Raw genomic sequence first — 23,419 nt, 5'->3', positions numbered from 1 at the left:
GGCTTCCCAGCCGTCGGCGGGGGCCGCCGGGCGTTCAGGGCAGGACCGTGGCCGCGGTGCCGGTACGGCCGTGCAGGTGGGCGGCGTCCTGGCTGGGCGGTACGCCGAACCGGCGGCGGTACTCACGGCTGAACTGCGAGGGGCTGTCGTAGCCGACGCGGTGGCCCACCCCGGTGATGTCGTGGGGGTGGGCGGCCAGCAGCAGACGGGCCTCCTGGAGCCTGATCTGCTTCTGGAACTGAATGGGGCTCATCGCGGCCACCGACTGGAAGTTGCGGTAGAAGGCCGAGGTGCTCATACCGGTCCGCCGGGCCAGGTCCTCGACGCGGAACGGCTCCGCGTAGTGCTCGCGGATCCACCGCACGGCGCGCGCGATGTGGCTGAGACTGCTGTCGGCCAGGCCGAGTTGGCGCACGACGCCCCCCTGGTCCGCGGTGATCAGCCGCCACAGGATCTCGCGGGTGACGAGCGGGGCCAGTACCCCCCGGTCCCGCGGCCGGTCGAGCAGCCGCACCAGCCGGATCAGGGCGTCGAGCAGCTCCGGGGACATCTCCCCCACGGCGATGCCGGGCGGGGCGGCCGGGGCCGGGCGCGGGAGGTCGCCGGGGCCGGCGCGCAGGAGGAGTTCGGCGATGGCGGTCGGTTCGAGGGCGAGGGCGAGTCCCAGAGCCGGGTGGTCGGGGCCGATCTCGGTGAAGTGGCCGGTGACGGGGAGGTCGACCGAGGCGACGAAGTACGTGCCGGGACGGTACTCGTACAGCCGGTCCCCCAGCGCCAGGCGTTTGGCGCCCTGCGCCAGGACCGCGAGCACCGTGCCGGACATCGACGTCGTCGGCGGCCCGACGCGGTCGGCCCTCGCGATGTGCAGACCGGCGATGTCGGTGGTGGCGTCCTCGCGCACATGCCGGGCCAGCAGGGCACGGAGCTCATCGAATCCCATGGCCCCCATTGCAGCACAGTCACCCGTCAAGAATTCCTGTGAACGGGAGGATCAGGCAAGCACGGGGGAACTTCTTTCTACCGTTACCGCACGTCGTCGCGGTGAAATGGGATCAGTGACTCCCCGGCGGAAGAGTGCGGAATCTCCCGTCAGGAGAGGAACAGACATGCACGCACCCTGTCGAAAGAGGAGCACCGCCATGACCGTCGGCTACGGATTCAACGCCACGCTGACCGCCCGGCCCGCGATGGGTGACCGGCTGGTCGACCTGCTGCTGACCGCGCTGGAGGAGGGCAACCCCGCCGCGAGCGAACACTGCCTGGTGTACCTCGTCTGCCGTTCGGCCTCCGACCGCGACGTCGTCCACGTCACCGAGGGCTGGACGAGCGAGGACGACCACCACCGGGTCTTCGCCGGCGTGGCCGCGCGGGCCATCGTGGCGCAGGTCCAGGAACTGGTGGCGGAGGGATCGCCGTACACCGACTACGTCCCGGTCGGCGGCAAGGCCGCCTTCTGAGCCCGCGAGTCCCGCAGACCGTCCCGCCGTCACTCGCCCCCCGCTCACCGAAAGGACCCGACCATGTCCCCCGCACGCCCCGGCCTCGACCCCGAGCTGCGCACCCTCCTCGCCCCGCTGCCGCTCGTCACGGAGCTGACGCCGGAACTCCTCGCGCAACTGCGCGAGATGCCGTCGCCTCCGGTCGAATCCCTGCTCGCCGGCCATGCGCTCACCCGGCGTGACGTGGCCGTCCCCGGCCCCGACGGCGCGCGGATCCCGCTGTCCGTGCTCACCCCCGCGGCCACCGACCGCACCACTCCGGCGCCGTGCGTGTTCTGGATGCACGGCGGAGGAATGATCATGGGCGACCGGTTCGCGCAGATCGACATCCCGCTGGAGTGGCTCGACCGGTTCGGGGCCGTCGTGGTCTCCGTCGACTACCGGCTCGCACCGGAGTCCACCGGCACCACCGCGGTCGACGACTGCTACCACGGGCTGCTGTGGGTGGCCGAACACGCCGACGAACTGGGCATCGCCCCCGACCGCATCGTCATCGCGGGCGCCAGTGCCGGCGGCGGGCTCACCGCCGCGCTCGCCCTCCTGGCACGCGACCGCGGCACCCCCGCCGTCGCCGCCCAGATCCTGATCTGCCCCATGCTCGACCACCGCAACACCACCGTCTCGAGCCACCAGTACTCCGGCGAACCGGGCGTGTGGACGCGCGAGACCAATGCGTTCGCCTGGCAGTCCGTCCTCGGTGACCTCGCCGGCGACGACGTCCCCGCGTACGTCTCCCCCGCCCTGGCCGACGACCTGTCCGGCCTGCCGGCCGCCTACATCGACGCCGGCTCCGCCGAGGTCTTCCGCGACGAGGCCGTCGGTCACGCCTCCCGCATCTGGGCGGCGGGCGGCCAGGCCGAACTGCACGTCTGGGCCGGTGGCTTCCACGGATTCGACGCGCTGTTCCCCGACGCGCGGCTCTCGGCCGGCGCGCGCCGCACCCGTACCGACTGGCTGGGCCGCGTCCTCACACCCGCGCCGGACCCGGCGCCGTAGTCCCCGGGCCCGCGGGCGTCACATGCGGTCGACGTCCCGCACCGCCCGCGCGAAGGCCGCGGGGGCTTCCTGCGGGACGTTGTGACCGATGCCGTCCAGGGTGCGGTGCGCGTACGGGCCGGTGAACTTCGCGCGGTAGGAGGAGCCGTTGCCCGGCGGTGTGAAGGGATCCACGGCGCCGTCGAGGGTGACGGTGGGGACGGTGATCAGGGGTGCGCGCGCCAGCCGCGCCTCGAGTGCGTCGTACCGTGGATCGCCCTCGACCAGGCCGAGCCGCCAGCGGTAGTTGCCGATCACCATGGCGACGTAGTCCGGATTGTCGAAGGCCGCCGCGGTGCGCTCGAAGGTGGCGTCGTCGAAGGCCCAGGTCGGGGAGTTGAACGTCCACACCAGCCGGGCGAGGTCCCGCCGGTCGCGTTCCAGTCCGAGCCGGCCGCGCTCCGTGGCGAAGTAGTACTGGTACCACCACGCCCATTCGCTTTTCGGCGGCAGCGGCTGCTGATTGGCCTTCCGGTTGGTGATCAGGTACCCGGTCACGGAGACCAGTCCCTTGACCCGTTCCGGCCACAGCGCCGCGATGATGTCGGCGGTCCTCGACCCCCAGTCGTAGCCGCCGAGGATCGCCCTCTTGATCCCCAGGGCGTCCATCAGCGCGACGATGTCCAGGGCGAACGCCGACTGCTGCGGCGCGCGCGGGGTGGAAGGGTCGAGGAACCGCGTCGTCCCGTGCCCCCGCAGGTAGGGCACGACGACCCGGTAGCCCTTCGCCGCCAGCAGGGGGGCGACGCCCACGTAGCTGTGGATGTCGTACGGCCAGCCGTGCAGAAGGATGACGGCAGGGCCATCGGCCGGCCCGTCCTCGGCGTAGCCGATACTCAGCACACCCGCGGTGATCTGCTTCAACGGGCCGAACGAGGCCGCGGTGCCGGGGGATTCCTTGCCGCCCGCGGGGGCGGGCGGCGGGGCCTTGCTCGCGGCGGACCGGGGGGTCGAGCACGCGGTCGACAGACCGGCCAGGACCACGCCTGCCGTTCCCGAACCGGCGATTCTGCCGAAGCTGCGCCTGTCGATCATCCTCGGCCTTCCCGGGGTGCCGGCGGTGGAACCACGCGGGGGTTCATGCCCGGTGGAGCACGGTCCGTGGCGCCGAACGCGGGAAGGTCAGCCCCTCGGCCCAACCCGCGGCCGGTGCGGCGGCCTCGGGGGGAGGTCGCGCCTCACTCGGCCCAGGGCTGGAAACCGGTGTCGAGGACGGCTTCGAGGGACGCACGCAATCGGGCGGCCTCCTCGACCCCGAACGTCGCCTCGAACCGGTCCTGCACGGCCCGCCAGAGGGGCAGCGCCGCCTTCAGGCGGGACACACCGTCCGCCGTGATCGTGACGACGCGGACGCGTCGGTCGGCCTGCGAGGTCTCGACGGTCACCAGTCCCTCCCGCGCGAGCGGCTTGAGGTTGGAGGCCATGGTCGTGCGGTCCATGGCGATCATGTCGGCGAGACGGGTGATCGTCGTCTCCCCGTGCGCGCTGAGCTTCTGCAGGATGGTGAGCTGCGTCCCGCGAAGACCGACCGGGGCCAGGGCCTTGTCGTACGTCGCACCCAGGTACCGGGACGCCTTGCGCAGTGCCAGGTTGTTGCACGGGTCACCGAGGTTCTTCCACGCAGGGATCATGACGTCCTCCAATGCCGCCCCACCATGATACGCGCATGTGCTCGCACATGCGCGGGAGGGGGCGCCACGGGCGGCCGGTGAGACGCGCGTCACATTCGGGCCGCTGTCACATTCCGCCCCGCTGTGCGGTCAGAGCTGCGTATCCCGTTCGCACGGCACAGGAGAGCAGTATGGAAGCGCGCCTCAATTTCTTCGGTAACCCGACCGCGGGCAAGTTCCTCAAGCACATCAACTCGGCCGGCATGGTGGCGGCGGACTCCGCGCTGCCGCACGCGACGCAGGAACTGGTGAAGATCCGCGCCAGCCAGATCAACGGCTGCGGTTTCTGCACCGACATGCACACCAAGGAGGCCACCGCCGCGGGCGAGACCTCCGTGCGCCTCAACCTGGTCGCCGCCTGGCGCGAGGCCACCGTCTTCACCGACGCCGAGCGCGCCGCGCTCGAGGTCACCGAGCAGGCCACCCGCATCGCCGACGCGGCCGGCGGCGTCAGCGACGAGGCGTGGGCCAACGCCACCAAGTACTACGACGAGGACCAGCTCGTCGCCCTGATCGGGCTGATCGCGGTCATCAACGCCTACAACCGCATCAACGTCATCAACCAGCAGCCCGCCGGCGACTACAAGCCGGGCATGTTCGGCTGATCACCCAGCTCCGCCCCACGGGGCGGAACGTCCGTCTTCGGGCCATTCCCCCGGCCATGGCCCGGAGACGGACAGGCGGATCCTCCCTGAGCGCGCCCGTGTTCACTCCGGGCGCCGCGGCGCGGGAAGCTCGCCGGAGCCCCGGGCCACGAGACGCGTCTCGACCATGATCGTACGGGCGCGGGAGCGGTCGCCCTCCAGACGTTCAACGGCGGTGGCACCCGCCACCTCCCCCATCGCCACGGGGTTCTGCGCCACGACGGTGAGCGCGGGTTCGAGGATCGCGGCCATGGGAACGTCGTCGAAGGCGACGACGGCGACGTCCTTGCGGCGGCTGCGCGAGAGTTCGACCATGACCCCGATGGTCATGACGTTGTTGCCGGACAGCACCGCCGTGGGCGGGTCGGGCAGCGAGAGCAGCCGGGCCGTCGCCTCGGCCGCGCCCGACGGGTCGTGGGCGTCGGCGACCAGGGCGCGGTCGTACGGCAGGCCCGCTTCCGTGAGCGCCGCGCGGTAGCCGGCGAGCCGTTCGCGGCGCGTGTAGAGCCGGGCCGGCAGGTCGCCGATGAAGCCGATCCTGCGGTGGCCTCGGGCGATCAGATGCGCCACACCCTCCTGCGTGCCCGAGCGGTTGGAGCTGACGACCGTGTCGGCGGTGAGGCCGTTCCCGGGCCGGTCGAGGAAGACGATGGGCATGCCGCCGGACCGCTGCGCCTTGAGGTAGCTGTGGTCGGCCCCGACGGCGGGAGCCACCATGAGCACGCTCACCCGGCGGGCCAGGAACGTCTGGATCAGGGCGAGTTCGCGCTCCGGGTCGTCGTCGGAGGACCCCATGAGCAGGGTCAGCCCGCGGGTGTGCACGGCGTCCTCGATGCCGCCCGCCACGGCCCCGAAGAAGGGGTTGCCCACGTCCGGCACCACCAGGCCCACGGTGGTGTCCGGTCCGCCGACCCGGATGCTCCTGGCCATCAGGTTGGGCTGGAAACCGAGTTTGGCGACGGCCTCCAGTACCCGCTTCCTGGTCTCCGCGGAACTGGGGCCGTCCTCGTTGAGGACCCGGGAGACCGTCTTGGCGCTCACGCCCACCTCGCGGGCCACATCGGCGAGGGTCGGTCTGCGGGTCGCTGCCATAAACCACCTTCTTCGTGGATGTCGGTCCCGTGGATGCCGGAACCGCGGTCAGCTCCCCCGCACCCCGGCTGCCGAGGCCGCGTCGCTGTCCGTCACGACCGTACCCCCGTCCGCCCGCACGCTGAGCGCGCCGGTCATGATGGCCACCACCTCGGCCATGGAGTAGTCCGACGGCTTGATCACCGCCTCCCTCCTGCCGAGCCGGTGCACGTGGATCCGGTCGGCGATCTCGAAGACGTGCGGCATGTTGTGGCTGATGAGGATCACCGGGATGCCCTTGTCCCGGACCCGCCGGATCAGGTCGAGGACCTGGCCCGACTCCTTGACGCCCAGGGCGGCGGTCGGCTCGTCCATCACCACGACGCTGCGGGCCCAGGCCGCCGCGCGCGCCACCGCCACGGCTTGCCGCTGACCGCCGGAGAGGGTCTCCACCGACTGCGAGAGCGAGCCGACGCCCACCTTGAGGGCGGCCATGTGCGCCGCGGCCTCGCGGCGCATGGCCTTCTTGTCGAGCATGCGGAACACCGAGCCGAGCACGCCCGGGCGGCGGATCTCGCGGCCGAGGAACATGTTCGACGCGATGTCCAGGGACGCCGCGACGGCGAGGTCCTGGTAGACGGTCTCGATTCCGTGGGCCCGGGCGTCCTGGGGCCCGCCGAACCTGATCGGCCTGCCGTGCAGCCGGATCTCGCCGGCGTCCGGCACCAGGGCGCCGGTGAGCGCCTTGATCAGGCTGGTCTTTCCGGCGCCGTTGTCGCCGATGACGGCCAGGACCTCGCCGGGCATGAGGTCGAAGTCGGCCTCGTCGATCGCCGTGACGTGCCCGTAGCGCTTGACCAGTCCGCGTGCGCTGAGGACGGGCTCCGGAGCGTCGCCGGGCGCGGGCTCGGCCAAAGGGGACGCCGCGGAGTCCGGTGCCGTCCGCGCCGGCTCGTGGGAGGGGGCCGGGCCGGTCATCGGGTGCCCTTTCGTGAGAGCTGGTCGACGGTCACCGCGAGGATGACGAGGACGCCGGTGACCAGCGTCTGGTAGACGGAGGAGACGCCCATCAGCTGGAGGCCGTTGCGGAAGACACCGACGATCAGGACGCCCACGAAGGTGCCGAGCACCGTGCCGCGCCCGCCGAACAGACTCGTCCCGCCGAGCACGACCGCGGTGATGCTGTCGAGGTTGTCGGTCTGGCCGGCCTGGGGATCACCGACGCCGGTCCGCGACACCAGCAGCAGGGCCGCGATGCCGTAGACCAGGCCGGCCACCGCGTAGACGCCGACGGTGAGCCGGGAGACCCGGATGCCGCTGAGGCGGGCGCTTTCCGCGCTGTTGCCGAGGGCGTAGACGTGACGGCCCCAGGCGGTACTGCTGAGCGCGTAGGCGAAGCCGAGGAACAGGGCGACCGTGACCAGGGACCCGTAGGTGACGTCGGTCCGGCCGAGGGGGAAGGTCTTGCCGAGCACGGTCAGCGGTCCGGGCAGGCCCGTGACCGTCTGCTCGGCGGAGTAGATGTGGGTCAGGGCGAAGGCGACGTTCAGCATGCCGAGCGTCACGATGAACGGCGGCAGCGGCACGGCGCGGACCAGCAGTCCGTTGACGAGTCCGAAGGCACCGCAGACCAGGATGCCGATCGCGATGGCGAGCACCGGCGGCAGCGGCCCCTGGACGGCGAGCTTGGCGATCAGAATGCCCCCGAAGGCCATCACCGCGCCGCAGGACAGGTCGATGCCGGCGGTGAGGATGATGAGCGTCTGCCCGATGGCGAGCGTGCCCACCACCATGACCTGCTGGAGGATCAGCGAGAAGTTGCCGCCGGACAGGAACTGGTCGGTCGACACCGAGAAGAACACCGAGGCGATGACGAGGGCCGCGAAGGGGCCCGCCGCGGGCGCGGTCAGCAACCGACGCAGTGCGGTCGACTCGCCCGCGCCCACGGGCAGTGAGGTGGAGGTGGTCACCGTGCTCAGCCCCAGCAGTTCTCGAGGCCGAAGGCGGTGTCCTTGGCGTCCGCGCCGGCCTGCGGCTTGTCGGTGATCAGGGTGACTCCGGTGTCGGTGTAACCGCTGGTCTTCGTGCCGTCCTTGGCGAACGCGGCGACCGCCTTGACGCCGTCGGCGGCCATCTTGAGCGGGTACTGCTGCGACGTGGCGGCGATCTTGCCGTCCTTGACGGCCTGGACGCCGGTGCAGCCGCCGTCGATCGCGACGATCATGACGTCCTTCTCGCGGCCCTTGGCCTTGATGGCCGTGTACGCGCCGAGGGCGGCGGGCTCGTTGATCGCGTAGACGAGGTTGATGTCCGGCGCCTTCTGCAGGCAGTTCTCCATGGCGGTCTGGCCCTTGGCCTGGTCACCGCCGGTGTCCTGGGAGCAGACGATCGAAGGGTCGGAGGCGTCGATGCCGAAGCCCTTCACGAACCCCTCGTGGCGCTGCACGCCGACGGACACACCGGGGGCGAGGTCCAGGGTGGCGATCTTCACCGGCTTGCCGGACATCGCGGCCTTGGCGTACGCGCCGATCAGCTCGCCCGCCTTCACGTTGTCGGTGGCGAACAGCGCGTCGGCGGCGTCCTGCGGCTCGGGCGGGGTGTCGAGGGCGATGACCAGGACGCCCTTGGCGCGCGCCTTCGCGATGGCGGGGACGATGGCCTTGGAGTCGTTGGGGGTGATGAGCACGCCCTTGACGCCGGCGGCGACCATGTTCTCCAGCGCGGTGACCTGGCTCGCGTTGTCACCGTCGAACTTGCCCGCCGCGGTGGTCAGTTCGATGTTCTCGCTCTTGGCGGCCGCTTCGGCGCCCTGCTTCATCTTGACGAAGTACGGATTGGTGTCGGTCTTGGTGATGAGGCCGACCTTCACCTTGCCCCCGGACTGGGAGCTGCCGCCGGAACCGGACCCGCACGCCGCGAGGGACAGGGCGAGGCCGGCGGCGCCGATGACGAGAACCGGACGGGCTCTACGGGACATGTGCGACTCCTGTGGGAAGCGGTGAGCGGGGACGTCCGAACGGTGCCGGGCGTCGGCGAAACGCGACGCCGGGGCAGTGCCATCGTTGACATATGTCATCGTTGACACTGCCTGCGGAGGATGATGGACTCCCGCTCCGGCAACGTCAATGCCCTCTGCAGAACACGAGTTGGCAACAGTCGGACCGCCGCGCACGGACGCCGCCCGGCACTCGGAGCGGCTCCCTCCGCCGGTTCCGCGCCCCCACCTGGAGGAATTCCGCATGCAGCCGCGTCAGGTCACCGTCCTGGGAGAGTGCGTCGCCGACGTCTTCGCGGACGCCCGGTCCGGACCGCCCGTCACCGGCGGGCGCCACCCGTCGGGCGACCCCGCCGGCACCCCCGCCCAGGGGCTGCGTCTGCACGCCCTGCCCGGCGGCGGGCCGGCCAACACCGCCGTCGGGCTGGCCCGGCTCGGCACACCCACCCGGCTGCTGGCGCGGCTGTCCGGCGACGCCTTCGGGCGGCTGTTCCGGGCCCATCTCCTGCACTCGGGCGTGGATCTGACGGATGCCCCGGCCGCGGCGGAACCCAGCACGCTCGCCGTCGCCGACATCGACGCGGGAGGTCAGGCCGCGTACACCTTCCACGCCGAGGGCACCGCGGACTGGCAGTGGACGCAGGGCGAGCTGGACCGGGCCGGTCCGGCGGACTCGGCCTGCGTGCACTCCGGCTCGCTCGCGCTGGTCCGCGAACCCGGGGGCTCGCTGCTGGAGGGATTCCTGGACAGGTCACGACCGCGGGCCACGGTGAGCATCGACCCCAACGTCCGCCCCGCGCTGGTCGATCCGGCGGTCTACCGGCGCCGGTTGCCGCGCTGGTGCGCGGTGGCGGACATCCTGCGGCTGAGCGAGGACGACCTGCGCGTGCTGGCCCCGGGCACCGGGGTGGAGCAGGCGTGCGACGGCCTCCACGCGGCGGGGGCGCGGCTGGTGGTGATCACGCGGGGTGCGCACGGCGCCTTCGCCTCGCTCGACGGCCGGACCGTCTCCGTGCCCGGCGTGCCCACGCGGGTCGTCGACACCGTCGGGGCGGGAGACTCGTTCACCGCCGGGCTGTTGCACCACCTCGGCGAGCGGGACCTCCTGGGCGGCCGGCTGGAGAACGTCCGGCTGTCAGACGTCGCGGCGGCCTGCGGGTTCGCGGTCCATGTGGCGGCGCTGACCTGCGCCGTAGCGGGTCCCAACCCTCCGTGGGCCCATCAAGTCGCCCTGCATCAGGGGGATACGGCCACGCCCGCCGCTGTCCCCGGGGACAGGGACCCATCTCGTCCGGGGCGTTGACGCGCCCTCACCCGGGGCCCATCATCTGTCATCGATCGGATGTCAGCGATGACATGTGTCAACGATGACACTCACAAGCGACGTCGAGAGAGCTGATTGCCATGCGTCGAAGAGTCGGGGCCCTGCTGGTCGCCCTGATCGCAAGCCTGGTCGCACTCCTGCCGAACACGCCCGCAGTCGCCGGGACCGTCTCGGACTACCCCGAGTTCCCCTACCCGCCGACCACGTACAGCGAGCCCTTCCGCGGCCAGTTCCACTTCAGCTCGCAGTCGGGCTGGATGAACGACCCCAACGGCCTGGTGTACGCGAACGGCCTCTACCACTTCTTCTACCAGCACAATCCGCACGGTCTGGCCTGGGACACCATGCACTGGGGCCACGCCACCAGCCCCGACCTGGTCCACTGGACGCAGAAGCCGATCGCCCTGGAGCCCGGTGTGCACCCCGGAACGCTCTTCTCCGGGGGCGGTGTCGTCGACAAGGACAACACCTCGGGGCTGAGGACCGGCGCGCTCGACCCGATCGTGGTGTTCTCCAACACCGACGGCGTGAGCATCTTCTACAGCAACGACAACGGCCAGACCTTCCAGGCCTACGACAAGGGCCGCAAGCAGATCGAGATCCCCGACGAGAGCCGCGACCCCAAGGTGATCTGGGACGCGGCGCGCCACCGCTGGACCATGGTCGTCTGGTCCGACCAGGGCGGCAACGGCGTGAACATCTACACCTCGCCGAACCTTCTGGACTGGACCCTCGCCAGCCGCTACCAGGCGCCCTGGCTCTTCGAGTGCCCGGACTTCTACCCGCTGCCGCTGGACGGCAAGAGCGGTCAGCAGCGGTGGGTGATGACCTCCGCGTCCAGCCAGTACGTCGTCGGCACCTTCGACGGCACGACGTTCCGCACCGACTGGACCCAGCCGCAGCAGATGGACCTGGGCACCACGTACGCGGGCGGCACCTTCTACGCCGCCGAGACGTTCACCAACACCCCCGACGGCCGCACGGTGCAGATGGCCTGGCAGGGCGGCAACCGCGGCAGCACCTGGACCGGGAACGCGACCTTCCCGGTGACCCTGGGCCTGGTCAGCACCCCGGACGGACCGCGGATCACCCGCACGCCGGTGGCCGAGCTCTCCTCGCTCGCCTCGCAGACCGAGACCTGGAAGAACGACACCGTCAAGGCGCCCAAGGAGCCCAAGCCGGGCAAGGAACCCAAGGCCGCCGACAACCCGTTCGAGGACATCAGGGCCGACATCTACGAGATCACCGCCCAGTTCGACGTGCAGGGCTCCACTGCGACGCGGTTCGGCTTCGACCTGCACAGCCGCAGTGACGGAACCGCCGACCGCAGCGTGGTCTACGACACCGCGAAGCAGACCCTCCAGGGCAAGCCGCTCAAGCCGCGGGACGGCAAGATCACCATGCGGCTCCTGGTGGACCGCGGCCAGTTGGAGATCTTCGCCGACGGCGGGCTGTACTCGCTGTCGGACAACGTCGACTTCGACTCCGCGGCCGACAGCCAGGGCATCCGGCTGTTCGCCGTCGGCGGCAAGGTGAAGCTGGACAACGCGACCTTCACCCGTCTCAACAGCAGCTGGGGGACGGCGCAGTCCACGCTGCTGAGCAACCTGAAGGGCCCCTGGCACGCCGCGGGCGGAGCCTGGACCGACGTCAGCGGCGGCAAGCGCGTCTCCGCCGCGGGCGACGGGTTCTACCTGAGCGCGAGCAGCGGCGGCGACGCCGTCTACCAGGGCGACATCACCCTGGACACCGCACGCGCCGGCGGCCTGACCTTCCGCGCCGACGCCGCGGGCGCCGGGTACACGGCGACGCTCGACACCAGCGGCGTGGTCAAGTTGTGGCGCCCGGGCAAGGACATCGCCGTCCGCGCGCTGCCGGTCAGCACGGGCCGCACCTACCACCTGAAGGTGCAGACCGACGGCGCCCGCATCCGCGTCTGGGTCGACAACGGCACGGACCCCGTCATCGACGCCACCGACGACACCTACGCCAGTGGCCTGTTCGGCGTGAACGCCTTCAACGGGACCGCGACGGCGCAGAACCTCAACACCGGCCCGGGCGGCTTCACCGGCTTCCCGACCGGACGGTGGACACCGCGCGGCGGCACCTGGACGGTCACCCCGGCGGGGCTGCACGGCAGTGCGGCGCAGAACGGCTTCTACCTCAGCGACCGTACGGGCGGCGACTTCACCTACGAGGGCGACCTGTCCGTCGCCAACGGCACGGCGACCGGCCTGACCTTCCGGGCCGGGACCGACGGCGCCGGCTACACGGCGAACATCGACACCAGCGCCGGCGTGGTCAAACTGTGGCGTCCGGGCCGGGACATCGCGACGTACGCCACGACGATCACCGAGGGCCGCACCTACCACCTGAAGGTGCGTACCGACGGCTCGCGGATCCGTGTGTGGTTCGGCAACGGCGCCGATCCCGTCATCGACGCCACCGACGACGCCTACACGAGCGGCCTGTTCGGGGTGAACTCCTTCGCGGCGAACACCGTCGCGCAGAACCTCACCGTGAGCTGACGGATCGTCGCACACCCAGGGAACCCGGAGTCGGCCCGCCGGCCGGCCCCGGGTTCCTCCGTGCCCGGCCCGGCGCGTGCGCGGATTTCCCACGTTGGAAAACGCTCCGCGCAAAACCGGCGGCCGCCCCGGGGCCGATCCGGTCCCCGGCCCTCCGATCTGCGAATTCGCTGGCACAGAGCGGGTGTTGGTCGCATCATCCGCCTCAGGCGATTCTCTGACACCACCTCGACGCGAGGTCTGGACACGGCGCCACGGCACTGCTTTCATTCTCACCGCGTCCAGAATTTCCAACGTTGTACAAGCGCGCAGCCGACGTACATCCCTTCTTCGCACCAGGCGCCACACCCCCTTTGACCAGCACTTCCCTCCAGGCGTGGACGACGCCCCCCACGGAAGGTGCACGCGTGAGTCCTGGCAGACGACGTACCACTTGGCTCGGGCGCTTTGCCGCCCTGCTTTCCCTCCTCCTCGGGGCGGCGCTGATGGCGCCGTCCCCCGCGACGGCCCGGCCCACCGAAACGGCCGCCGCGCCCGCCGCTGCCGCCGACAACGGCCTTCGCGGCGACTACTACCGCATGTCCAGCGGCACGGCGCTGGACTTCGCGCAGTACACGGGCACGCGGATCGACACCTCGCTCCACGTCGACGACCTGCTCCCCACCCTGCGCGCCTACGCGGGGACCACCACAAACGTCGCGGTGCGCTGGACCGGACGGCTGGAAGTGCCCGCCGACGGCAGCTACACCTTCTACATCAAGGGGGACAACGGCTTCCGCCTCTCCCTCGACGGCGCGAGCGTGATCGACCACTGGACGACCGACTGGGACGTGCAGACCACCTCGGAGCCGATCACCCTCACCGCCGGCCTGCACGAGATCGCGGTGGACTACAACCAGGGCAACGGCGGCGCCTACCTGCACACCGAGTGGTCGGGCCCGGGCTTCGACCGCCGGCCCGTGCCGGACACGGCCCTCCACCTGCCCGCGGACTTCGCGCCGGCCGACGCCGAGGCGTCCGTCGACAAGACCGGCCGCATCGCCTCCATCGACCTGGGTTCCCGCGTGACCGGCCTCCCCGCCGACGCTGCCTCGCACCTGGCGCTGCTGTCCGGCGGCACCCGCTGGTCGGCCACGGTGTCCAAGGACCCCAAGCACGCCTCGCGGCTGCTGCTGCGCCCGGGGAAGTCCGACTCCCCGGTCGCCCTGAAGGCCGACGTACGCGTCAGCTACGACGGCGAGGGCGGCATCACCACCGCGGCCGGCGCCCTCGGTCCGTTCTCGGTCGTCGCGAGCAACGACTCCACCTGGTACTTCGCCACGAAGTGGGCCAAGGACGTCTCGCGGTCCCACCCCCTGCCGGACTACCCGCGGCCGCAGTTGACCCGCAAGCAGTGGAAGAACCTCAACGGGACCTGGCAGTTCCAGTCGACCGAGCAGGACGCGGCACTCCCCGACGGCTCGCTCAGCGACAGCATCCTGGTCCCCTACCCGATGGAGTCGGGCCTGTCCGGCGTCGCCCGGCACCATGACTGGTCGCTGTACCAGCGCACCTTCACCGTGCCGGACACCTGGAAGGTCGGTTCGGGCAACCGGCTGAACCTCAACTTCGGCGCGGTGGACTACGAGGCCTGGGTGTACGTCAACGGCCACGAGGTGGCCCACCACACCGGCGGCTACCAGGCGTTCACCGCCGATGTCACCGACGCCCTCGCCGGGCACGGGACGCAGACCCTGACGGTCAAGGTCCGCGACACCACCGACGACCGCTACGCCCTCGGCAAGCAGTCCCGCGACCCCAGCGGCATCTGGTATACGCCGAGTTCGGGCATCTGGCAGACCGTCTGGATGGAACCCGTCCCCGAGGCGGCCGTCGACTCGCTGGTGCTGACCCCGAACCTCGCGGACTCCTCGCTGGCCGTCACCGTACGGCCGGGCGCGGGCACCTCGCCGGACGCGACGGTCACCGCCACCGCCTACACCCGCGACGGCCGCAAGGCCGGTTCGGTCACCGGCGCGGCGGGCACCGCGCTGCGGCTGCCGATCACGCGCGCCCATCTGTGGAGCCCGGACGACCCGTACCTCTACGACCTCGACGTCACGCTCACCGACGGCCGCGGCACGGACCGCGTCGGTTCCTACTTCGGGATGCGGTCGATCGAGGTGGCTCCGGCGGGCGGCACCAACCGGATCAAGCTCAACGGCAAGCCGGTCTTCGTGCTCGCCACCCTCGACCAGGGATTCTGGCCGGACGGCCTCTACACCGCGCCGACCGACGACGCCCTCAAGTTCGACCTCGTGCAGCACAAGAAGCTCGGCTTCAACGCGGTACGCAAGCACATCAAGGTCGAGCCCGCGCGCTGGTACTACTGGGCGGACCAGTTGGGCCTGATGGTCTGGCAGGACATGCCCAGCCGGGGCACGGCCGCGGCCGGCACCCCGGAGACCGCGGCCTTCGTCGACCAGGTGCACCAGATCGTCGACCAGCACATCAGCACCCCGTCCGTCGTGATGTGGACGCTGATGAACGAGGGCTGGGGCGAGTGGAGCAAGGAGGCCACCGGCGACCTCGCCGACTCGGTGAAGCGGCAGGACCCGTCACGCCTGGTCGACGCCCACTCCGGTGTCAACTGCTGTGCCTCCAAGGGCGATTCCGGTCGCGGTGATCTGATCGACTTCCACGACTACCACGGCCCCGCCACCCCGGCCCCGGACGCCGGCCGCGCCGCGGTCGACGGCGAGCACGGCGGCTACTCGTACCTCGTCCCCGGGCACATCCTGGGCGTCGCGGGCGGCCAGGACTACGGCGACGCCGCGCACAGCAAGGAGGAGCTGACCGCGACCTACGTCGAGAACACCCGCAAACTGCTGCGACCGGCCGCCTGCGGACTGTCCGGATCGGTCTACACGGAGATCACGGACGTGGAGGGCGAGCTCAACGGCCTGGTCACCTACGACCGGGCGGTGGTGAAGGTGGACCCGCAGCAGGTGCGGGACGTCAACCGCCAGGTCATCGCGGCCGGGGCCGCCGCCGGCGGGGTCGACGTCCCGCCGGGCACGCCCGGGCTGCGGGGCGTCGCCTGGTGGCCGCTGCACGAGGGGACCGGCACGGTGGCGAAGGACGTCGCCGGATCCCACGACGGGACGCTGAACGGCGGGACGAGCTGGACCACCGGCCCCAACGGTGGCGCCCTGCAACTGGACGGGCGCACCGGCTTCGTCGACACCGGCGCCCCGGTGCTGGACACCGACGGGGCCGACTACTCGGTCGCCGCCTGGGTCCGGCTGGACGACAAGGGGCACTTCAGCACCGCGGTCTCTCTCGACGGGACCTCCAACAGCGCCTTCTACCTGCAGTACTCGCAGGCCGACAAGCGGTTCGCGTTCAGTTTCGCGGGCAGCCGGGCGCTGGCGAACACCATCGGCGAGCCGGTGGCCGGCCGCTGGTACCACCTGGTCGGCAGCTACAGCCACGGTGACGGCCAGTTGCGGGTGTACGTCGACGGCAGCCAGGCCGGTTCCGCCCGGGCCTGCAACGCCGAGGGGCCCTCGGGCCATCTGGTGATCGGCCGCGGCAAGTTCGGCGGCAACCTCGTCGACTACTGGGGCGGCGCGATCGCCGACGTGCACGCCTACGACCGTGCGCTGAGCGCGGCCGAGGTCGCGTCGCTGGCGGCCGGCGAACCCGCGGCACCGACGGCGAGCCGCTGACCACCGGTGGCCCGCCCCGTTGCAACGGGGGCGGGGCGGGCCGCCTCCCGGGCTCCCACGGAGCCCCCGCACTCCCCTGATCAGGTCGCACACCGCTCTACGAGGAGTTGAACGTACATGAGCACCTCCCGTACCACCCGCATGCTGGCCGTCGCGTGCCTCACCGCCGCCGCCGCCCTGACCGCCACCTCGTGTGCCAAGCAGGAGGACTCCGGCGCCGCCGCCCCCAGCTCCTCCGAAGGCGCCCAGGTGGTGCAGTCCCCGACCGCGAGCGCCGCCGCCGGTGACGGCTGCACGCTCCAGGCCTACGGCGCCACCAAGCTCGACCTGAAGAACACGATCGTCGGCTTCTCCCAGTCCGAGAAGGAGGCGAACCCGTTCCGCATCGCCGAGACGCAGTCCATCAAGGACGAGGCGGCCAAGCTCGGTGTGAAGAAGCTCCTCACCACCAACGCCCAGTCGCAGCTGCCCAAGCAGATCAGCGACATCCAGGACATGCTCGCCCAGGGTGCGCAGTTGCTGATCGTCGCCCCGCTGAACTCCGACGGCCTGGAGCCCGCGCTGCAGGCGGCGGCCGCCAAGCACGTCCCCGTCATCACGATCGACCGCAAGATCAACGCGACCTCCTGCAAGGACTACGTGGCCTTCCTCGGCTCGGACTTCGTCGAGCAGGGCAAGCGCGCCGCGGACCAGATGGTCGACGTCACCGGCGGCAAGGGCAAGGTCGCCATCCTGCTCGGCGCCTCCGGCAACAACGTCACCACGGACCGCACCAAGGGCTTCGTCGACGAGCTGGCGGCCAAGGCTCCCGGGCTGAAGATCGTGGCGCAGCAGACCGGCGAGTTCGCCCGCGACAAGGGGCAGCAGGTGATGGAGCAGCTCATCCAGTCCAACCCCGACATCACCGCGGTGTACGCGGAGAACGACGAGATGGGCCTCGGCGCGGTCACCGCGCTCAAGGCGGCCGGGAAGAAGCCCGGCAAGGACGTCAAGATCGTGTCCATCGACGGCACCCGCAACGCGGTGCAGGCCCTGGCCAACGGGCAGTACAACGGCGTCATCGAGTCCAACCCGCGCTTCGGGCCGCTGGCCTTCGCCACCGCGCAGAAGTTCTTCGACGGTGAGGCCATCCCGGAGGACGTGATCATCTCCGACCGGTCCTACGACGCCTCCAACGCGAAGGACTCGCTGGCCGGGGCGTACTGAGTCCGCATGCGGGCCGCCCGGCCGGACACGGCAGGGCGGCCGCTCCTCTCCGACCCACCGCATCGCGAATCCTGGAAGGCCCCCTATGGCACCCCCCGAAGCGGCAGCCGCCGCACCGCCCCCGCGGCCGGGCAGTCCCACCGCCCCCGCGGTGCTGGAGGCGCTCGGTGTCGGCAAGCGCTTCCCCGGCGTGGTGGCGCTGGACGACGTGTCCCTCACCCTGCGCCGCGGCGAGATCCACGCGCTGGTCGGCGAGAACGGCGCCGGCAAGTCCACCCTGATCAAGGTGCTCACCGGAGTGCACCGCCCGGACAGCGGCGAACTGCGGCTGGACGGGGAGCCCGTCGCGTTCGCCCGGCCCGTCGACGCCCAGCAGGCCGGCGTCACCACGATCTACCAGGAGGTCAACCTCGTCCCGCTGATGAGCGTGGCGCGCAACATCTTCCTGGGCCGTGAGCCGAAGAACCGCTTCGGCCTGATCGACTTCCCGCGCATGCACCGGGAGGCGGCCGCCCTGATGGCGGGCTTCGGTGTCACCGCCGACGTCCGCCGGCCGCTGGACAGCCTCGGTGTCGGCACCCAGCAGATGGTGGCGCTGGCGCGCGCGGTGTCGGTGCGGGCCAAGGTCGTGGTCATGGACGAACCGACCTCCGCGCTGGAACCGCGCGAGGTGGAGACGCTCTTCCGGGTCGTCGAGGACCTCCACAGCCGCGACATCGCCATCCTCTACGTCAGCCACCGGATCGAGGAGCTGTACCGGATCTGCGACCGGGTCACCGTCCTGCGCGACGGGCGCCTGGTGCACACCGGTGACCTCGCGGGCCTGGAGCGGATGCAGTTGGTCGCGATGATGCTCGGCCGTGAGGTCGCCGAGGTGCGCCGGCACGGCCGGACCAGCTTCGGCGACGCCCACCGCCCGGACCGCGAACCGGTGCTCACCGCCGAGGGGCTGACCCGCCGTCATGTACTGGAGGACGTGTCCCTGGAGCTGCACCCCGGCGAGGTGCTGGGCCTGGGCGGGCTGCTCGGCTCCGGGCGCAGCGAGACCGCCAAGGCACTGGCCGGGGCGCTGCCGCTGGACTCCGGCTCGGTGACGGTGGCCGGCCGGCGGCTGGGCCGCCCCTCGCCCGCCGCCGCGATCCGTGCGGGGGTCAGCCTGCTGCCGGAGGACCGCAAGGCGGAGGGCGTGATCCCCGGCCTGTCGGTGCGGGAGAACATCGTGCTCGCGGCCATGCCGCGGCTGTCCCGGGCGGGAGTGGTGTCCCGCGCCCGGCAGGACCGTGTCGTCGACGTCTTCATGAAGCGGCTGCGGATCAAGGCGTCGAGCCCCGAGCAGAAGGTGGGCGAGCTCTCCGGCGGCAATCAGCAGAAGGTGCTGCTGGCCCGGTGGCTGTGCCTGGAGCCGAAGGTACTGCTGCTGGACGAGCCCACCCGGGGGATCGACGTCGGCGCCAAGGCCGAGGTGCAGGCGCTGGTGGACGAACTGGCGCAGGAGGGGATCGCGGTGCTGCTCATCTCCTCCGACATCGAGGAGCTGGTGGAGGGCGCCGACCGTCTGGTGGTGCTGCGCAGCGGCGCGGTGGCCGGGGAGCTGACGGGCGAGCAGGTGGGCGAGGGAGAACTGCTGGAGGTGCTGGCGGCGCACGGCCCGGCCGCGCAGGACAGCTCCGGCACCGGTGAAGAGGAGGAGCGCGATGACTGAGCTCTCCCCGGCCGTGCGGCGGGGCGCGCTCCGGCTCCCCACCCCGGCCTGGTTCCAGACCTACGGGGTGTACGCGGCGGTGGCGGTGCTCGTGCTGTTCAACGCCGTCTTCACCGACCACTTCCTGACCGCGGGCAATCTGCGGACCCAACTGGTCCAGGTGGCCCCGGTGGTGATCGTGGCGCTGGGCATGGCGCTGGTGATCGGCACCGAGGGCGTCGACCTGTCGGTGGGCTCGGTGATGGCTCTGGCCACGGCGCTGCTGCCGCTGTACCTGGGGTACGGACTGCTGCCGGCACTGCTGGTGGCGCTGGCCGCCGGAGCCGTGGTGGGCACGGTCAACGGCACGCTGGTGGCGGTGGTGGGGTTGCAGCCCATCGTCGCCACCCTCGCGCTCTTCGTGGGCGGCCGCGGACTCGCCCTGGTCCTCGCCGACGGACAGCTCAAGCAGATCGCCAATCCCGCCCTGCTGGGCCTGGGCACCGACGACGTGCTCGGTGTTCCCGTGGTCGTGCTGATCGCCGGTCTGCTGGCGGTGGTCGTCGCCGGACTCGTGCACCGCACCACCTTCGGCCGCCAGTTGGTCGCCGTCGGCGGCAACCGGGCCGCCGCCGGGCTGGCCGGTCTGCCGGTCAAGCGGGTACTGATCGGCGTCTACGTGCTGTGCGGCACGCTGGCGGCGCTCGCCGGGGTGCTCGCCACCGCGCGTCTGACGGCCAGTGACCCGTCCACGCTGGGCACCTTGATGGAGCTGTCCGCGATCACCGCGGTGGTGGTCGGCGGCACGCCGCTGACCGGCGGCTCGGTGCGGGTCCTGGGCACCGTCTTCGGCGCGCTGCTGATGCAGCTGCTGCGCGCGACGCTCGTCAAGCACGATCTGCCCGACTCCACCGCGCAGATGGCCCAGGCGGTCATCATCCTCGTCGCCGTCTACATCGCCCGGGAGCGCCGATCCCGATGAAATCACTCACCACGCCCCGCTCCGCGGAGGCGTTCCCCGAACCCCCCGCGCCCGCGGCGGCCCGTTCCCTCGACCGGCGGCGGCTCGCCCTGCTCGTGCAGCGGCAGGGCGTCCTCGCCGTGCTGCTGGCCGTCGTCATCGTCTCCTCCTTCGTCTTCCCGTCGTTCGGCACGCTCGCCAACGCGCAGAACATCACCATGCAGGCGTCGTTCCTCGCGGTGGTGGCCCTGGGCATGACGCTGGTCATCATCACCGGCGGCATCGACCTGTCGGTCGGCTCGGTCTTCGCGCTCGGCGGCGTCCTGGCCGCCTGGGCGTCGCAGTACGGGCTGCTGCCGGCGCTGCTGGTGCCGCTCGCCGTGTGCGGACTGCTCGGCACGGTGCACGGTCTGCTGATCGCCCGGGCCGGCATGGCGCCGTTCATCGTCACGCTGGCCGGGCTGCTGGCCGCGCGCGGACTGCTGCTGGCCCTGACCGACGAGGGCGCAACCACCTATCTGGTGCCGCGCGACTCGGTGTTCGCGAAACTGGGACAGGGCACCGTAGGGGGCTTCGGCTACCCGGTGCTGATCGCGCTGGTGCTCTTCGCCGTCGGCGGACTGGTCCTCCAGCGCACCTCGTTCGGCCAGTCGCTGTTCGCCGTGGGCGGCAGCCCGGACGCGGCCACGCTGATGGGCCTGCCGGTGGCCAGGACCCGGGTGCTGGTCTACGCCGTCAGCGGGCTGCTGGCGGGCTTCGCCGGGGCGCTGAACGCCGCCCGCCTGTCCTCGGGGGTGACCATCATCGGCGTCGGCATGGAACTGGACGCCATCGCGGCGGTGGTCATCGGCGGCACACTGCTGATCGGCGGCTCGGGTTCGGTCAGTGGCACCCTGTGGGGTGTGCTCATGCTGGCGGTGATCCAGAACCTCATCAACCAGATCGGTTCCCTCAACTCGTCGTACCAGTCGGTGGTCAGCGGCGGGTTCCTCATCGTGGTCGTCGTGGCCCAGCGCTACCTCGCGCGGGGACCGCGCACCACATGATCGCGCCGGTGCCGCGGGACCGGACGCGGTCCCGCGGCGCCGGCCCCAACCGGAGGGAACGCCGTGGGCGTCAGCCTCAAGGACGTCGCGCTGCGCGCGGGAGTGTCCATCAAGACCGTGTCCAACGTCGTGAACGGCTACGCCCACGTCACCCCCGCGATGCGGGCGCGGGTGCAGCAGGCGATCGACGAACTGGGATACCGGCCCAACCTCACCGCGCGGCATCTCCGCAAGGGCCGCACGGGCATCATCGCCCTGGCCCTTCCGGAACTCGGCAATCCGTACTTCGCCGAGCTGGCCGGCGCCGTCATCGATGCCGCGGCGCGCCACGACTACACCGTGCTGCTGGACCACACCTCCGGCGAGCGCAGGAAGGAGATCCTGGTCAGCCAGGGGTTCCGGGCCCATGTCATCGACGGCCTGATCCTCTCGCCGATCGAGCTGGAGGCCGCGGACCTGCTCGCCCGCACCGACAGCGCGCCCCTGGTGCTCCTCGGAGAGCGGGAGTACGACGCCCCGCACGACCACATCGTCATCGACAACGTGGCCGCGGCCCGCAGCGCGGTACGCCATCTGACCGGTATGGGCCGGCAGCGGATCGCCTTCCTCGGCGCCCGCCGCGAGAGCGCCAGACAACCGGCCCACCTGCGGCTGCGCGGCTGGCGCGAGGAACTGGCCGACTCCGGGCTCCCGCACGGCGACGACCTGGTGGCCACCGCCTCCGGCTACGGCCGGGCGGACGGCGCGCAGGCCATGGCCGACCTGCTGGACCGCGGTTCGCGCCCGGACGCGGTCTTCGCCTACAACGACCTGCAGGCCATCGGCGCCCTGCGGGTGCTGACCACGCGGGGGTTGCGGGTGCCGGAGGACATCGCCCTCGTCGGCTTCGACGACATCGAGGAGGGCCGCTACAGCGGCGTCACCCTGACCACGATCTCCCCCGACAAGAAGGCGATCGCGCGCCAGGCCGTGGAATGCCTCGTCCAGCGCCTCACCGGGTCTCCGGACACCCCGCCGCGCCGCGTGCGGGCCGGGTTCGACCTCGTGGTCCGCGAGTCCACCCTCGGCCACCGCCGCTGACGCCGGCGCTGACGCCGGCGACACGTCCGACGCGGTCCGCACGCACCGGCCGGGTCACTGCCCGGACGGGAAGTCCGCGCCGCGGGAGGCGGCTTCATGGGCGCGCAACTCGCCGAGCATGCCCTCCAGGTGTGAGGCCACGGCCTCGTAGCCGTCGGCCCCCAGGACCAGCCGGTGCGGAGGGTTGTCCCCGTCGAGCGCGGCAACGACGGCGCGCACCCCCCGGTAGGGGTCGCCGGCCTGCCTGCCGTCCTGGTCGATCATGAACGTGCGCACCGACTCGATCACGGGGAGGTAGGCGTCGACCGTCTCCTCGACGGTCTCCTCGGCGAATCCCGCGTAGGCGCGGGTACGGAACGCGCCGGGTTCGACCGCGAGCACCTTGATGCCGAACGGGGCCACTTCCTCGCGCAGTACCTCGGTGAGTCCCTCGACGGCGAACTTGACGGCACTGTAGTAGCCGAACCCGGTCACGCCCCGCAGGCCCGCGACCGAGGACATGTTGACGACCGCTCCGCGGCGGCGGGCGCGCATGCCGGGCAGCACGGCGCGCAGCACCTCGGCGACGGCGAAGAAGTTCAGCTCGAAGGTCTTCCTGACCTCCGCGTCCGCCATCCCCTCCACCGAGCCGTACCAGCCCCGGCCCGCGTTGTTGACCAGGACGTCGATTCCCCCGAAGCGCGCCTCGGCGGCCGCGACGGCGGCGCGGACCTGCCGGCCGTCGGTGACGTCGAGCGGCAGGACGAGCACTCTGTCACCGTGCTTGCGGGACCACTCCTCCAGCAGCTCGGGGCGGCGTGCGGTGAGCACGACGTTGTCGCCGTCCTCCAGGGCGACGTCCGCGTAGGTCATGCCGAAGCCGCCGGGGGTGCCGCCGGTGATGAACCAGGTCCTCAAGGTCGTTCCTCTCGCACGGGGCGCGGCCTGTCCCGGGCAGGGCACAGCCCGCCCCCAGTCACTGCTAAAATG

The 23,419-nt window shown here is 71.5% G+C and carries 19 protein-coding genes; 11 read left to right on the top strand and 8 right to left on the bottom strand.

Going from position 1 to position 23,419, the window contains the following annotated elements:
* Positions 1–34: 34 nt before the first annotated feature.
* A complete protein-coding gene (locus ACFYXS_RS33740) occupies positions 35–940 on the bottom strand; it encodes an AraC family transcriptional regulator N-terminal domain-containing protein (RefSeq protein ID WP_389255212.1) in 906 nt (301 codons plus the stop codon).
* Between the two features lie 199 nt (positions 941–1,139).
* On the opposite strand from ACFYXS_RS33740, the gene ACFYXS_RS33735 reads away from it, so the two are divergent.
* Both ACFYXS_RS33735 and ACFYXS_RS33730 read left to right on the top strand, forming a co-directional pair.
* A complete protein-coding gene (locus ACFYXS_RS33735; protein WP_389255210.1) occupies positions 1,140–1,457 on the top strand; it encodes a putative quinol monooxygenase in 318 nt (105 codons plus the stop codon).
* Between the two features lie 63 nt (positions 1,458–1,520).
* Entirely contained in the window at positions 1,521–2,495 is a 975-nt protein-coding gene (locus ACFYXS_RS33730) for an alpha/beta hydrolase (protein WP_389255208.1), read from the top strand.
* Positions 2,496–2,513: 18 nt separating this feature from the next.
* On the opposite strand, the gene ACFYXS_RS33725 is transcribed toward ACFYXS_RS33730, so the two are convergent.
* Both ACFYXS_RS33725 and ACFYXS_RS33720 read right to left on the bottom strand, forming a co-directional pair.
* Positions 2,514–3,569, bottom strand: a complete 1,056-nt coding sequence (locus ACFYXS_RS33725; RefSeq protein ID WP_389255206.1) for an alpha/beta fold hydrolase — start codon at positions 3,567–3,569, stop codon at positions 2,514–2,516.
* Between the two features lie 143 nt (positions 3,570–3,712).
* Positions 3,713–4,165: a MarR family winged helix-turn-helix transcriptional regulator gene (locus ACFYXS_RS33720; protein ID WP_389255204.1), complete on the bottom strand. Its 453-nt coding sequence runs from the start codon at positions 4,163–4,165 to the stop codon at positions 3,713–3,715.
* 170 nt (positions 4,166–4,335) lie between these two features.
* Between ACFYXS_RS33720 and ACFYXS_RS33715 the strand changes: the two genes are divergently transcribed.
* On the top strand, positions 4,336–4,809 hold the full coding sequence (locus ACFYXS_RS33715) for a carboxymuconolactone decarboxylase family protein (protein WP_389255202.1): 474 nt from the start codon (positions 4,336–4,338) through the stop codon (positions 4,807–4,809).
* A gap of 102 nt (positions 4,810–4,911) precedes the next feature.
* Here ACFYXS_RS33715 and ACFYXS_RS33710 read toward each other — a convergent pair whose 3' ends face one another.
* The 4 genes from ACFYXS_RS33710 to ACFYXS_RS33695 are packed head-to-tail and all read right to left on the bottom strand — an operon-like array spanning position 4,912 to position 8,896.
* Entirely contained in the window at positions 4,912–5,940 is a 1,029-nt protein-coding gene (locus tag ACFYXS_RS33710; RefSeq protein WP_389255200.1) for a LacI family DNA-binding transcriptional regulator, read from the bottom strand.
* A 48-nt stretch (positions 5,941–5,988) separates the two neighbouring features.
* Complete coding sequence (locus ACFYXS_RS33705) at positions 5,989–6,897, bottom strand: ATP-binding cassette domain-containing protein (RefSeq protein WP_389255198.1); 909 nt, start codon at positions 6,895–6,897, stop codon at positions 5,989–5,991.
* Positions 6,894–7,889 carry an ABC transporter permease gene (locus ACFYXS_RS33700; RefSeq protein ID WP_389255196.1) on the bottom strand — a complete coding sequence of 332 codons (996 nt, stop codon included), beginning with the start codon at positions 7,887–7,889 and terminating at the stop codon, positions 6,894–6,896. The genes ACFYXS_RS33705 and ACFYXS_RS33700 overlap by 4 nt, the downstream gene beginning before the upstream one ends.
* 5 nt (positions 7,890–7,894) lie before the next feature.
* Complete coding sequence (locus tag ACFYXS_RS33695; RefSeq protein ID WP_389255194.1) at positions 7,895–8,896, bottom strand: sugar ABC transporter substrate-binding protein; 1,002 nt, start codon at positions 8,894–8,896, stop codon at positions 7,895–7,897.
* A 262-nt stretch (positions 8,897–9,158) separates the two neighbouring features.
* Here ACFYXS_RS33695 and ACFYXS_RS33690 point away from each other — a divergent pair, with 262 nt between their 5' ends.
* The 8 genes from ACFYXS_RS33690 to ACFYXS_RS33655 all read left to right on the top strand — a co-directional run bounded on the left by ACFYXS_RS33690 (position 9,159) and on the right by ACFYXS_RS33655 (position 22,450).
* Positions 9,159–10,217, top strand: a complete 1,059-nt coding sequence (locus tag ACFYXS_RS33690) for a carbohydrate kinase (protein ID WP_389255192.1) — start codon at positions 9,159–9,161, stop codon at positions 10,215–10,217.
* A gap of 101 nt (positions 10,218–10,318) precedes the next feature.
* The gene (locus tag ACFYXS_RS33685) at positions 10,319–12,766 is read left to right on the top strand and encodes a glycoside hydrolase family 32 protein (protein WP_389255190.1); all 2,448 of its coding nucleotides are present in this window, start codon (positions 10,319–10,321) and stop codon (positions 12,764–12,766) included.
* A gap of 407 nt (positions 12,767–13,173) precedes the next feature.
* Positions 13,174–16,476, top strand: a complete 3,303-nt coding sequence (locus ACFYXS_RS33680) for a LamG-like jellyroll fold domain-containing protein (protein WP_389255188.1) — start codon at positions 13,174–13,176, stop codon at positions 16,474–16,476.
* Positions 16,477–16,593: 117 nt separating this feature from the next.
* Positions 16,594–17,682 (top strand): ABC transporter substrate-binding protein, encoded by a 1,089-nt coding sequence (locus tag ACFYXS_RS33675; protein ID WP_389255186.1) that lies wholly within the window; start codon positions 16,594–16,596, stop codon positions 17,680–17,682.
* A gap of 85 nt (positions 17,683–17,767) precedes the next feature.
* On the top strand, positions 17,768–19,384 hold the full coding sequence (locus tag ACFYXS_RS33670; RefSeq protein ID WP_389255184.1) for a sugar ABC transporter ATP-binding protein: 1,617 nt from the start codon (positions 17,768–17,770) through the stop codon (positions 19,382–19,384).
* Positions 19,377–20,345, top strand: a complete 969-nt coding sequence (locus ACFYXS_RS33665) for an ABC transporter permease (protein WP_389255182.1) — start codon at positions 19,377–19,379, stop codon at positions 20,343–20,345. Before ACFYXS_RS33670 ends, ACFYXS_RS33665 begins: the two co-directional genes overlap by 8 nt.
* Positions 20,342–21,370: an ABC transporter permease gene (locus ACFYXS_RS33660; protein ID WP_389255180.1), complete on the top strand. Its 1,029-nt coding sequence runs from the start codon at positions 20,342–20,344 to the stop codon at positions 21,368–21,370. The genes ACFYXS_RS33665 and ACFYXS_RS33660 overlap by 4 nt, the downstream gene beginning before the upstream one ends.
* 63 nt (positions 21,371–21,433) lie before the next feature.
* Positions 21,434–22,450, top strand: a complete 1,017-nt coding sequence (locus ACFYXS_RS33655) for a LacI family DNA-binding transcriptional regulator (RefSeq protein WP_389255178.1) — start codon at positions 21,434–21,436, stop codon at positions 22,448–22,450.
* Between the two features lie 54 nt (positions 22,451–22,504).
* Here the strand turns inward: ACFYXS_RS33655 and ACFYXS_RS33650 are convergent, their stop codons facing one another.
* Entirely contained in the window at positions 22,505–23,347 is an 843-nt protein-coding gene (locus ACFYXS_RS33650; protein WP_389255176.1) for an SDR family NAD(P)-dependent oxidoreductase, read from the bottom strand.
* Positions 23,348–23,419 lie beyond the last annotated feature (72 nt).

This window comes from Streptomyces sp. NPDC002574 (assembly GCF_042889545.1).
Classification (GTDB): Bacteria; Actinomycetota; Actinomycetes; order Streptomycetales; family Streptomycetaceae; genus Actinacidiphila.
The sequence above is the reverse complement of the archived record's forward strand: the minus strand, read 5'-3'. Positions and strand labels throughout refer to the sequence as shown.